Annotated in this window: 8 protein-coding genes and 1 pseudogene; 2 read left to right on the top strand and 7 right to left on the bottom strand. The window is 47.4% G+C overall.

Annotated features, from left to right (window positions below; genetic code table 11):
• Positions 1-6 precede the first annotated feature (6 nt).
• The 4 genes from AC5JR3_RS03175 to AC5JR3_RS03160 form a co-directional block, all read right to left on the bottom strand.
• Positions 7-1,059, bottom strand: a complete 1,053-nt coding sequence (locus AC5JR3_RS03175; RefSeq protein WP_495842961.1) for an iron ABC transporter substrate-binding protein — start codon at positions 1,057-1,059, stop codon at positions 7-9.
• Between the two features lie 529 nt (positions 1,060-1,588).
• Positions 1,589-4,384: a malto-oligosyltrehalose synthase gene (gene treY / locus AC5JR3_RS03170; RefSeq protein WP_495842959.1), complete on the bottom strand. Its 2,796-nt coding sequence runs from the start codon at positions 4,382-4,384 to the stop codon at positions 1,589-1,591.
• 279 nt (positions 4,385-4,663) lie between these two features.
• Entirely contained in the window at positions 4,664-6,484 is a 1,821-nt protein-coding gene (treZ, locus tag AC5JR3_RS03165) for a malto-oligosyltrehalose trehalohydrolase (RefSeq protein ID WP_495842956.1), read from the bottom strand.
• Between the two features lie 18 nt (positions 6,485-6,502).
• Positions 6,503-6,715, bottom strand: coding sequence for a hypothetical protein (locus AC5JR3_RS03160; RefSeq protein ID WP_495842954.1), 213 nt, complete (start codon positions 6,713-6,715; stop codon positions 6,503-6,505).
• Positions 6,716-7,099: 384 nt separating this feature from the next.
• Here AC5JR3_RS03160 and AC5JR3_RS03155 point away from each other — a divergent pair.
• Positions 7,100-7,477: pseudogene (locus tag AC5JR3_RS03155) on the top strand (AAA family ATPase); the annotation flags it as partial.
• Positions 7,478-7,772: 295 nt separating this feature from the next.
• A complete protein-coding gene (locus AC5JR3_RS03150; protein ID WP_495842953.1) occupies positions 7,773-8,348 on the top strand; it encodes an alpha/beta hydrolase in 576 nt (191 codons plus the stop codon).
• A gap of 21 nt (positions 8,349-8,369) precedes the next feature.
• Here AC5JR3_RS03150 and AC5JR3_RS03145 read toward each other — a convergent pair whose 3' ends face one another.
• The 3 genes from AC5JR3_RS03145 to infB all read right to left on the bottom strand — a co-directional run bounded on the left by AC5JR3_RS03145 (position 8,370) and on the right by infB (position 12,341).
• Entirely contained in the window at positions 8,370-8,570 is a 201-nt protein-coding gene (locus AC5JR3_RS03145; protein WP_495842951.1) for a hypothetical protein, read from the bottom strand.
• A 57-nt stretch (positions 8,571-8,627) separates the two neighbouring features.
• Positions 8,628-9,251 carry a low-complexity tail membrane protein gene (locus tag AC5JR3_RS03140; RefSeq protein ID WP_495842949.1) on the bottom strand — a complete coding sequence of 208 codons (624 nt, stop codon included), beginning with the start codon at positions 9,249-9,251 and terminating at the stop codon, positions 8,628-8,630.
• 78 nt (positions 9,252-9,329) lie between these two features.
• Complete coding sequence (infB, locus tag AC5JR3_RS03135) at positions 9,330-12,341, bottom strand: translation initiation factor IF-2 (RefSeq protein WP_495842947.1); 3,012 nt, start codon at positions 12,339-12,341, stop codon at positions 9,330-9,332.
• Between the last annotated feature and the right edge of the window lie 121 nt (positions 12,342-12,462).

The raw sequence follows: 12,462 nt of genomic DNA, 5'->3' as shown, positions 1-12,462 counted from the left end.
TCTAGGTTACAACACTTCAGCTTTCTGGAGTAGTGATAGGGTGCCTTCGAGGTCTTCGAGGTTACTTAGGTCGATTCCTGGGGAATTGATTTCAGCGAGGGGCACCTGACCCTCCGAAGGGGCAACGCCTTGAATTAGGGGATATTCGTTAGTTTCGTTGGCAAAGTACTGTTGAGACTCCGGCATGAGCAGATACTCAACCAAGGCGATCGCTTGCTCCTCATTGTCACTAGCATCGAGGAGAGCGACCCCTGCCACGTTGATCATCGACCCAGCATCCTCTTGGGTGTAATGATGGGCAACCGGAAGGTTTGGGTTTTCTGCCTTGAAGCGAGGCAGATAGTAGTTGTTCACTAAACCAATTTCGACTTCTCCACGACCAACCGCTTCGATGATGGTTGTATTGTTTTTATAAGATTGAGTCCCATTCGCCTTCATTGCTCTGAGCCACTCTAGGGCACGCTCTTCCCCTTCTATCTCCCGCAGCGCTGTGACAAACGCCTGAAATGACCCATTCGTCGGTGCCCAACCCACTCGACCGCGCCACTTCTCCTCCGTCAAGTCCCAGATAGAATTGGGCAGTTCGTTCTCGTTAATCTCTTGGGTATTGTAGGCTAGCACGCGAGCGCGACCTGAAATTCCTACCCACTCCCCTTCAGGGGAACGGAAGCGCTGATCGACTTTGTTGAGAACTGTGTCGGGTAAAGCTTGGGTGCGATTTTCTGTTTGCAGCGCCCCTAATGCCCCGGCATCTTGACCAAAGAAGATATCCGCAGGACTATTTTGACCTTCCTCCAAAATTGCTGCCGCTAGCTCTGCTGTATCGCCATAACGCACGTTGAGCTTAGTTCCGGTTTCCGCTTCAAACTTCTTTAATAGGGGGCCAATCAGTTCTTCATTACGACCGGAGTAGATCGTCAATTCCTCTCCTGTCGCCGCAGGACTAGCGGGATTTCCAGGAGAAGGGTTGGTTGCAGTGGGTTCCCCATTACAGGCAACGACTAAACTACCTGCGATCGCTGCTAGTCCTACAAACGTCAAGAATTTCCTACGCTTCATACTCCCCTTCTCCTTCCTATCAACTTTTGTTTAGAAAATGTCTCAATAATTGAGAAACCATCACGCCAAAAAAAACTTAATTGTCCTCTAGAGACTGGCGTATTTAGCTTATACAAGCCTTTTCGGCTGAGATGTCAACTTCTCAGTCGCAGCAAGATCTTACTTAAGTGTTTGCTTTAATGACTTAAGTTCTCAATATATCACCTAAGTTGTTCCGGGTGGACACTTCACACCCAGGGAAATCTTTCGCTTTTACACCCTCTCAGATAGGTGCGCCGCTATCATCAGCTAGCTGAAAAGTGCAGCCAATCAAGTAGGCGAGAATCAATCAAACCAGGTGTTGCAATGTAAGATTTCTTAAATTGGTTCGTGTTTTGAGGGCTGAAGCCTTGACTACAAACCTTTAACTATTTACGCCGTGCTACTTATAGGAGCGATCGCTACTTAACCTGAAGTAAGTGCAAAAAAAACCCAACCTACAGATAGGTTGGGCAATGCCAGATTTGTCAATAAGCGGGGCTAAATTAACCTAATTGCTTTGACCAAATAGTAGCGCCACAGGAAAATTCTTCAACACCTCACTGACGGGTATAGCCTCGTTTCCTTGCAGAGTTTGAGCCGCGATCGCATCTTTCCAAACTGACGGCATTCCCGCTGGGAGTTGAATAGCGGTATCTTCCCACACGTCGCCGAGGGGTCGTTCTCCCGGATTTACTAGACTTGTGAGTAATCTAGGCGCAACAGTAATGGCTACTTTATCCCCCACTTGTCTAGCAAACGCCACAATACAATCTTGAAACTTGCCAACCACCTTCAGGGGCAAATAGTCACCCTTGAGGAAAAGCTCCATATTTTCATTTCTTGCCTGTAGCACCTTGTAAGTCAAAAACAACTTAATCTTGCCATCTTCTTTCGTAGAAAGTAGCTCATTAACCAGCTTCAAAATGTCTTGTTGCGCCTTTTCTTTGATGTCTTGCAAAAACGCAACCCGCTGTTCATAATCTACCGGACGCCGATTATCGGGGTCAACCATACTCAAATCCCACAACTCCGTTCCCTGATAGAGATCGGGAACACCCACAGCCATGTTTTTTAGCAAAATTTGGGAAAGAGAATTGTAGATCCCATAATCAGCAACTACCTTCTGGAACGGTCTAAATTTTTCCAAAAACTGATTTTGCTCCGAAGGCTGCAAAATGGATTCTACAAAGCTGATGAACCCTTCTTCATATTCATTATCTGGACGTAGCCAAGCGGTATAAACCTTGGCTTCTCTGACTGCCTTGATCATGTAATCTTTGACACGAGTAATAAATTCGGGATATTCGCGCTCATCAAACGGAAAAGCACCGATTAATGTTTGATAAAGGAAATACTCATCGTTACTGCTAGGAATCGCCCGATTCTTAGTTAGTTTTTTAAACTGGCGATTAAGTTCGCTCCAAGTTCTTACCTGAGTTTCCCACTCATCAGGAATTTCCGAAAGGATATTGATTCTCGCTCTGGCATCTTCTCCGCGTTTGGTGTCATGAGTGGACGTTGCACTCATCGCCTGAGACCAATGAGTTTTTCTGGTCTGATTAAAGGCATGAAAATCAGCAGGTTGTAGACCAAAATGACCGGGATTTCCGCCCACTTCATTTAGCGATAACAGCAGATTGTAGACATACAAAAGCGTGTCTTCTACTCCCTTTGCCATCAACGGGCCCGTTAGCTGCTGCATTCGCATAACAAAGTGAAGCCGTTCTGCTTTTTGTTCTGAGGTTAAAGGCTCTCCGTTTTTCTGCAAAAGAATCTCTTCGATATAATCAAGCTCTTTTGACAGTAGCGGTAAATCTTCCCTAGCTTTGGCAATCACCGCTTGTACATACTGACGATCTGATTCGTCTAAACCATCTTCGTTGACATAAGTCCGGTAAACTGGGAAGAGCGTTAAAATCTCAACCAGCGCTCGCTTCAATCCGTATTGTGTAAAGTCACTACCGCCTCGGGTTTGACCGGAAATCCGCTTTAATAATTGGGCTAAATTATCAGCATCGCCTGCTAAATTCTTCTCAACAATCAAAGCTTTCTTTTGTTTAACCAGCTCTTCGTAAGGTGCATCTAAGTTTGTGAATTGGGCATAAATTGACCTCATCCTTTCCTCATTCACACTTTTACAAAAAATGCCATTGACATAATTTAAGAAGTTGTAACCGCTGGTTCCTTGAATTGGCCAAAAGTTTGGTAACTGTTCATCCAGTTCAAGAATTTTTTCGACAGTGATGTAAACATCTCCCATCTTTTCTCTGAGACGTTCTAGGTATTGAGTAGGGTCGTACAATCCATCAATGTGGTCAATACGTAAACCTGTTATAGCTCCTTCTTCAACAAGTTGGCTGATCAAGGAGTGAGTTTTATTAAATACCTTAAGTTCTTCAACCTTTACCGAAATTAACTCGTTAACAGTGAAGAATCGTCTGTAATTAATTTCTTCAGCCCCAACCTTCCAAAAAGCAAGACGATAAAACTGATCTGAAAGCAGACTATCTAGAAGATCGAAGCTTTTAGAATTCCCAGATTCTCCATTAAAAGTTTCGATATTATGTTGAATAAATTCTTCAACGGCAGGATTTTGGGTGTAAAGTTCCCACAAAAGCCCTTTAACAAAAGCAATGTGATCGTAGCGTTCTCTCCCTTTAGTTTCACTAGGAAGATTTTTGAGGAGATAGAGAATCCCCAGTAATTTAACAAAATCGGGATGCTGTCTGCCTAGAGTTCTCGCTAACTTTCCTAGTTCATGGGTAAGGAACTGGACGTAGGATTCAATTCTGATTGGTAATCTCAGATTATAGTAATTAACACTTAATCCTGTTTGATCATACTGAAGCTGAATTTCACCGTTTTCTAAACTGTCGCCATAAAAGTTTCCTAGTAGAGGGGCGAGGACGCGTCCGCGTCTATCTTCATAAGACTGATCCCAGGCAATATCAAAATAGTCAAAAAACTCAGAATCAGGCCCATTTTCTAGCACGTCCATTAGCATCTGGTTTTGACCAGCGTATGCCATGTGGTTGGGGACAATGTCCTGCAACCATCCCATTTGGCGCTGTTGAAGTTCCTGGACTAATACCTTAAAATCTTCGGGTGTTCCTAATTCTGGATTAAGTACCGTAGGATCGACTACATCATAACCGTGGGTGCTTCCTTCTGTTGCCTTGAAGATAGGTGAGGCATAAAGGTCAGAAATTCCTAATTCTGAAAGGTAGGGAACAATTTTTTTTGCGGCTTCAAAGTTAAAGCCAACATGAAATTGAATTCGATATGTTGCTGCTGGAATTCGCATGGTTAGTTAATGCTCCTGAGTAAGGGATAGCAGTTTATTTAATTTCTGTGTTCTCTATGGTATTGACATATGATTTATGGAAAAACTAACCACAGAGGCGCAGAGGAAGCGAAGATAGAGAAAGAGAGAAGAGAGAGGGTTACGAGTCGTTATTGGTAGGTGATGCCTACTGTACAATGTTGTAACTTGAGGTTTTAAGCAACTAGTAGCGGATTTCCTCTAACCCCCCTGAATGAGGGGAGTTAGAGGCAGGATTTATTGGCACTCTACATCAATGGTTTACCCTTGGTAAAGGGCAAAACTCTGAGGCTGAATTGTTAGTTGTTGTTCGGGGGTTAGTTGTTCTGGCATTTGTGAACCTGCACCCATCCATTTTTCTTCTGAGGAATCGAGGATTTTGCTCCAGTTACCTTGAGGAAGCTGAGGTGCAAATGTGACACTTTCTTGCTTGAAGTTCATGATGCAGAAAATCTGGCTGTCTTCATTCCAGCGATGCAGAAACATTAATTTCTTGTCCTCCATTGCGGAAGCTTCTAAGTTCTGCTTGTCCAACTGTTTTAAGACGGGGTTTGTGCGACGCAGTTGAATTAAGTGTTGATACAAATCAAACAATGCTTTATGTTTGCCTTCTTGACGAGATTCCCAGTTTAGTTTGGATTTGTTGAAGGTTTCAGCGCTTTGGGGATCTGAGTATTCTCCTTCTAAGTGAAAGTCGGCAAATTCTCGTTTGCGTCCTTCTCGTACTGCCTCAACTAAGCCGGGATCGCTATGGCTGACGAAGTAAAGGAAGTAGGCATCTTCTCCATATTCTTCTCCCATAAATATCAGGGGAATATTGGGAGAAAGTAATAAGGCTCCGGCGGCAAGTTTTAAGCCTTCAAAATGAACTAGGTGAGATAATCTTTCACCCAGCATTCTATTACCAACTTGGTCGTGGTTTTGGGTGCAAACGACGAATTGTTGACCGGGGCGATCGCTAGCATCACTACCGTGATATCGCTTGCGGGCGTTTGAATAGTCCCAAGAGTGGACAAAACTATTTTTGTAGGCTTGGGCAAGGTGCTCACATTGCCCAAAATCCTGATAGTATCCAATTCGTTCCTCGGTCAGTAGGGTGTGAATTTCATGGTGAAAATCATCACTCCACTGAGCATCCATTCCATGACCGCCTAACTCAGGCGGACGAATAACGCGAACGTCGTTGAGATCGCTTTCGGCAATTAAATGAAGCTTTCTACCTTTTTCTTCGGAAAGGGCGGCAACATCCTCTCCTAGTTCCTGCAAGAGGTGCTTTGCTCCTAGGTCGTAGATAGCATGGATAGCATCTAAGCGTAAGGCATCAAAGTGATAGTCTCGGAACCAATAAAGGGCATTTTCAATAAAGTAATTCCGCACCCCATAGCTGTAGGCATCGTCAAAATTGATTGCACTACCCCAAGGTGTGCGATAGGTATCTGTAAAGTATGGCCCGAATTGGCTGATGTAGTTGCCTTCTGGCCCGAAGTGGTTGTACACCACATCCAGAATCACTGCCATTCCCTGCTGGTGCGCCGCGTCAACCAGTTTTTTTAAGGCTTCTGGCCCGCCGTAGGAATCTTGCACGGCATAGGGATAGACGCCATCGTAGCCCCAGTTGCGGCTGCCGGGAAATTGTGCCACGGGCATAATCTCAATCGCATTCACCCCAAACTCATACAGCTCTTTTAAGCGGGGGATGATTGCCTCAAAGGTGCCTTCGGGAGTAAACGTCCCTACATGCAGCTCATAGATAATCATCTCCTCTAAGGGAACCCCCGACCACTGCTGGTCTGTCCATTGCATAGTGCTATGGTCAACTACGGCTGAGGCTTCATGTACACCATTGGGTTGAAATTGAGAGGCGGGATCGGGTCGATCCGTTTCTCCATTGAGTTTGTAGAAGTACGCTGTTCCTGGTTCGATGTCTTGGGCGATCGCTTTCCAGTACCCCCACTCCTGCTTCTCCATGGGGATCGCTCGTTGTTCGGGAGATACGACTTGCACCGCAACACTATCCAGCAGTGGTGCCCAGACGGTAAACTCACAACGACCGTCACCTAGATAATTTGCTCCGACTTGCATTTGGTAAATTCCTCTTTCTCAACTAATTTGATTTAATTGTTTTGACATGGCGACATGACACCAGCCTAGTTGCAACAGAACCTTCCGCCCTTGGCTGCTGTTTGCTGGTGATGTGTAGCTTCCTTCAGATGATGCGATATTGCCTAAACACTCGCTACAGCTTCCAGAATACAGATAGTTAATGGCTTGTCTGTTGGCAAAGCCACTAAACAAGCCGATTACAGGGGGCATGTGTCGTAGATCAGGAAGGCGCTTGTGCCGGAGAAGTACTGGTGGTTCAATACTTTGTCTGTACTACATCTGATTTTTTATAAAGATGAATGAAGTTGGTTTTGATTCTCTCTTCTTTGCCACAATGCAGCATCTTTCTATTGGTGGAGAGTTAATGAAGTGTGAAGCGATCGCTGGTTTTGTAGCACCACACTCACGCTGATCCCACCGCACCGCTTGTTTTTATCTATAGGTTCTAGTTAGCCGAATTTTCTGAACGAAATACTGTAGATACTAAATGATGCGATCGCAAATGATTAAAAATGAGCTGTCCCACCAGTATTCACAACCTGAAAACCCTGATCCTTTCATTTCACTCTGTGATTGTTATGGAAACCGTGGAGACTGCTCAAAGCGATGAGTGGGATGACGCTCAATCAGGCAAGACAAGCGATCGCTTACGCCGCTTTAGTGGATGGGAAGCTGTGGAGTGCGGATATTAAGCGGGTACTGGAACGCAAAGCCCAGATGATTCGCGAAGGAGGGCTGCTGGAATATTACCCGGAGGAGGATAATACCTACCAACTGGGAGGGTTTAGCCAGCTCAAAGCCTGGTTGGAACGGGCGCACGTTGGGTTTAGCAAAGAAGCGCGATCGCTTAATCTCACTCCTCCAAAAGGGGTTCTTTTAGTGGGGATTCAAGGCTGTGGGAAGTCGTTGGCAGCTAAAGCGATCGCTCGCGAATGGAAACTGCCGCTACTGAAGCTAGATGCGGGGAAACTTTCGTTCCCCTCTCTGTTTCGCGTCGTGAAGATGTTCAACGCCTGCGACAATTAGCCGCCTCGCGTTTTGTCAGCGTCAGTTGAGGCAAAGAAGCCATAAAACTATCTAGCTTCCTCCCTACGAACAGAGTGGGGTGCTTTCTCCTCAGCACTTAGGCATCTGGAACAAAGAATATTTTTTATCTTCAGAATAATAAGAACCCTTCTATCCTGGGAAGAGAAGGGTCAAGGAAGAGGTTTTATATTTAACCGTCGTTCTTTGTCCCATTGCTGAATTATGGAAGTTTTATTAGAAATTGGCTAACCAAATCCCTAAAAGTAAAAGAGCAATCTCAAGTCGTTTAACGGCATCACTACGTTTATTCTGTGGCTTTGCCGCCGGGGCCGGAATTTGGCTGGGTAACCTGAGTGCCGAAGCGGCTGACTCTGTGGTGCTGAGATACCGCTTTCTACGCGAAAGCGTATCAGTTCCTGAACTGACAACCTTTGCGGAAACGGGCGAACTTTCTAGCTCGCTACGCTCTTACCTGCGGCTAGCAGGACAAAATCCAGAGGAGTTTCGGAAAGCATTGACTAATGAGGTCAAAGCCGATCCGATATTTCTTTATCGGACGCTCAATAGCACTCCGGGAGAATTGCTTTTAGATCAAGTCAGTCAGGTCATTCATACTCCCACCAATAGTGCCAATCGCCAGTCTTTACGTGCGGCGTTAGTCGGCTCGGCATTGGAGGATAGAAATATTACCTTGATTGAAGTGCTACAGAACTACCCGACTCCCGAGGTGCATGTTGATGGCGATCGCATCGTTGAGGTCTACGGGCAAATTAGTAACGTATTGGGACGTTTACCCAACATCAACATCAGGTTGTAAATTAAGCAAATTGGGCAGTCCCTAGTAAGCCAGAGTTTCTAGTGTTTCCCGGAGATACCAACGAACTTGCTGATCTAGGGAGTGCCCCTGACGTTGATTGCCTAGAGACTGCTCTCGCTGCCAGTTTTGAAATCCGGAACTCGCCGCGATCGCCTGCTTGAGACTATCCCAGATGTGACGGTCTTCAGAGAAGTTGCTAGTATTGGTCGCTGAACTTGCCATATATGTCCTCAAACCTCAAAAACAGAGAATTTTGCCTTTGACCCTACACTATTTAGTTTAGTGACCTTCACTCGATAAGTCTGAATCCTGTGTTACCGCAACGGGCAAAATTTGGTTGACAGGTAAGCCCGGTAAAGTAAAGGCTTGTCGGATTTCTTCTACAGAATAAGGTTCCATGGCTAGGAATTCTGACTCGCTGGTCATGAGAACTTGGGCAACGCTCAAAGGCACCTGCAAAAACAAGTTACTTCCCAAAAACGCCAACCCGGCAAGTAAAAGCCCGACAATTCGCCAACTTGAACCCAAAGGAGCTACTGCTGCCACTATCGGGGCTGCCTTATAAATTTGCCAGAGGACCCACAGCATCACCACCGCAGCGGTAATGGTCAGCACTGGGTTAGTGCGGTTTTTAAATACCCGCAACAGTTTTCGCTGAGACGGTGTTAACTGTTCCGGCTTGAGAGCGACGAATAAGAGGCTGAAAATATCAAACGGACGGGTCAACTGCATCCACAGCACCGGAGCGATGCCAAGGGCAGCGACGAGTAGCACTTCCAGCCAGACGGGTAGGAGGGGGTTCCCTACTGCCAGTCCCAGCCAAACGACTTCCAACGCCAGGGGTAATGCTGCCAACCCTGTTAGATGAATCCACAAAAAAGGCTCAGACCAGAAAGAACGCATTTTTTTCAGTAAAAAGTAAAAAGGCAAAAGGTAAAAGCCAAAAGAATTCCTTTGACTTTTACCTTTTTAAGTTTTGCCTTAGGTAGCCGAGAGCGTCCGTCGCTTGCTGACCATCTTGAAGGTTTCAATGATGTCACCTTCTTGCCAGTCGTTAAACTTATCGACGCCGACACCGCACTCGAAGCCAGCATTGACTTCTTTAGCATCCTCTTTCATCCGTTTGAGGGAATCGAGAATACCTTGGTAGATTTGCTTACCATTACGCAGGACGCGGATGTTGCAGTTACGCACGGCTTTGCCTGAGAGTACGTAACAACCAGCCACCGCACCACGACCAACAGGGAAGACGGCTCGAACTTCCACTTGACCCAACGGTTCTTCAACTTGCTCTGGATCTAAGAGACCTTCCATCGCGCCTTGAATATCATCTAAGAGTTTATAGATGATGTTGTATTCGCGAATATCAACGCCTGCTCGATCGGCAGATTGGCGCGCACCTGTTGCCAGGGTTGTGTTGAAGCCGATGACCACGGCACCACTAGCTGCCGCTAAGTCAACGTCAGTTTCGCTGATTTCCCCCGGTGCAGAGAGCAGAACTCGAATTTGCACTTCATTTTGCGGCAACTGTTTGAGAGATCCTAGAATCGCTTCCAAGGAACCTTGAACATCTGCTTTTAAAACCAAGTTCAGTTCCTTGAGGTCCCCTTCTTGAGCCTGAGCGCTCAAGCTATTAAGGGTGACACGACGGGATGACATGACTTGTTGCAAACGAGACTGTCGTTGCTCATCGGAGCGATCGCTTGCCACCGAGCGGGCTTCTTTCTCGTTAGCGAAGACCTCAAATTCATCCCCAGCGGCGGGAACATCACTCAGTCCCAATAACTCCACCGCAAAGGACGGCGTTGCTGCTTCGACGCGGTTTCCTCTGTCGCCGCTCATTGCCCGTACTTTCCCTAAGACAGAGCCAGCAACGAGGGTATCTCCCACACGCAAGGTGCCATTTTGCACCAAGAGCGATGCTACAGGTCCCCGCGCTTTATCCAAGTGAGCTTCGATTACCGTGCCTTTAGCAAGACGGTCAGGGTTAGCGTAGAGGTCTTCAATGTCGGATACCAGTAGGATCATTTCCAGGAGAGTGTCTAAGTTCTCTCTTTGGATAGCACTGACTGGAACCATGATCGTATCGCCGCCCCACTCTTCCGGCACTAAGCCGTATTCTGTCAGCTCTTGCTTAACTCGGTCTGGCTGAGCTTCAGCTTTATCGGTTTTGTTAATGGCAACGACCATTGGGACGCCTGCGGCTTTGGCATGGCTGATGGCTTCGATGGTTTGTGGTCGCACCCCATCATCCGCTGCCACTACTAAGATGGCGATGTCAGTTACCCGGGTACCTCGCGCCCGCATAGCGGTGAAGGCTTCGTGACCTGGAGTGTCGAGGAAGACAACCTGCTGCATTCTGCCTTCATGCTCAACATCCACATGGTAGGCTCCGATGTGCTGGGTAATGCCCCCGGCTTCCCCTTGTGCCACTTTGGTTTCCCGAATAGCATCCAGCAAGGTAGTTTTACCATGGTCAACGTGACCCATGATAGTGACCACTGGCGGACGCCGCTGGAGGCTTTCGCTGTCTGACGCATCCACCATTTCGGTAACTTTGGTAGCGGCAGCAGCTTCTTCTCCTATCTCTACTTCCACTCCCAATTCTTCTGCCACCATCTTGGCGGTGGGAATATCCAGAGTTTGGGTAATGTTGACAGCCATCCCTTTGAAGAATAGCTTCTTGATGATTTCTGTTTCTGCGACTTCTAATGCCTCAGCGAGTTCGCGAATGCTTAGACTGGTCGTCAGAAGCAGTTTATCGGGACGTTCAGGTACAGCTTTTTTCTCACGACGCCGATCGCGGCTGTCGGATTTGCTCGCACTGCGATCTCCTCTAGTCGCTGGTGGCTTTTTCCCACGACTGATGTTGGGACCAGGACTAACTGGAGAAGCTCCCGATGCGCTTTTTGGCTTAGGCGGACGTGCCACCGATAAGCTCACCGCCACGGAGGAAACAGTCTCTGCGCTTGCATCTGGATCGAAGTCTTCGTCTTCTTCGTCCAAAAGTGATGTGCGCCGCTTCAGTTTGCCGCTTTTGTTCGGCTTTGCGGTTTCGCGTCCTTCTTCTTCTTCCTCTTCCCAGGACTTGCGCTTCACCAACCGAGGAGGCGTCGGGCGTCGGAGATTCAACTCCCCGCTATCTACCGTTTCTAGTTCCTCTTCTGAATCTTCATCTGTGCTTGCCCCAACCTCAAGTTCCTGATCGCGGGAAGGCTTGACTCTCCGTTGCGGACGCTGCAAGTCGGGTATCGACGGTGGTGCGGGACGACGGACTTCTGTAGACGAGCCTGAAGAGTCTGGCTGTTGCTTGCCCACCGCTGGTCTGACTCGCTGCGGTGCAGGTGCACTCCTAGCTTCCGGTACCGGGGCTTCTGGGCGATCGCGCTTGAGAAGGGGTCGCTCAACCTGACTTAGTTGAGCCGTCTCCCGTTTAGGTCGTGAAGGAGGTTCGACCAGTTGCAACTTTTCTTCTGACGTTTCCTCAGATGCTACTGAGGGTTCAGTCTCTTCCGGCTGCTGCGGTTCCAGCTCCGGCTCTTGCTCTTTGTCCAGTTTCGCTTCCGGCTTGCTGGCAATCGGCATCGGTCGGCTGATCGTGGGCTTGCTAGGAGACGCAGCAACCACTCGGCTAGGTGGTTGAGGGGACTGGGGAGGCGTAGCTACATTAGTACCTGATTGGGTATTTGCAACAGGACGAGCCTTTGGCTTCCGAATCTCCAAAATTTGTTGTTTCCGCTGACCATCAGGACGATTGAGTGACTTAGCAGAAGATGGTCCTTCAGCGGAGGCAGAATCACGGCTGGCTACCGCTGTTTGACGGTCAGAATACTTTTCTGCCGCCGAGCGTATGCGTTCAGCTTCCGATTCTGTAATCGTGCTACTGTGACTTTTGACGGAGATGTTGAGCTGGTCGCAGATACCCAAAATGTCCTTATTATCCAAATTTAATTCCCGTGATAACTCGTAAATTCTTACTTTGCCGTTGTTCATCCACTATCCCCCCTACTACCTATTGGGTTGTTAAACCATAAACCACCGCTCGCACAACCAATTGTTCATTTTCTTGATACCGAGTGTGTGGAACAAAGAATTGCTATTTAACGCTTTGCAT

This window comes from Kastovskya adunca (assembly GCF_059505785.1).
Note: the sequence above shows the minus strand (reverse complement) of the source record. Positions and strands in the feature narration are given on the sequence as shown.

What these genes read in the sequence shown, in the direction of transcription:
- AC5JR3_RS03175 (WP_495842961.1), bottom strand. Translation starts at nt 1,059, where the DNA reads ATGAAGCGTAGGAAATTCTTGACGTTTGTAGGACTAGCAGCGATCGCA.
- AC5JR3_RS03140 (WP_495842949.1), bottom strand. Translation starts at nt 9,251, where the DNA reads ATGCGTTCTTTCTGGTCTGAGCCTTTTTTGTGGATTCATCTAACAGGG.
- treZ (WP_495842956.1), bottom strand. Translation starts at nt 6,484, where the DNA reads ATGCAAGTCGGAGCAAATTATCTAGGTGACGGTCGTTGTGAGTTTACC.
- AC5JR3_RS03145 (WP_495842951.1), bottom strand. Translation starts at nt 8,570, where the DNA reads ATGGCAAGTTCAGCGACCAATACTAGCAACTTCTCTGAAGACCGTCAC.
- infB (WP_495842947.1), bottom strand. Translation starts at nt 12,341, where the DNA reads ATGAACAACGGCAAAGTAAGAATTTACGAGTTATCACGGGAATTAAAT.
- treY (WP_495842959.1), bottom strand. Translation starts at nt 4,384, where the DNA reads ATGCGAATTCCAGCAGCAACATATCGAATTCAATTTCATGTTGGCTTT.
- AC5JR3_RS03160 (WP_495842954.1), bottom strand. Translation starts at nt 6,715, where the DNA reads ATGCCCCCTGTAATCGGCTTGTTTAGTGGCTTTGCCAACAGACAAGCC.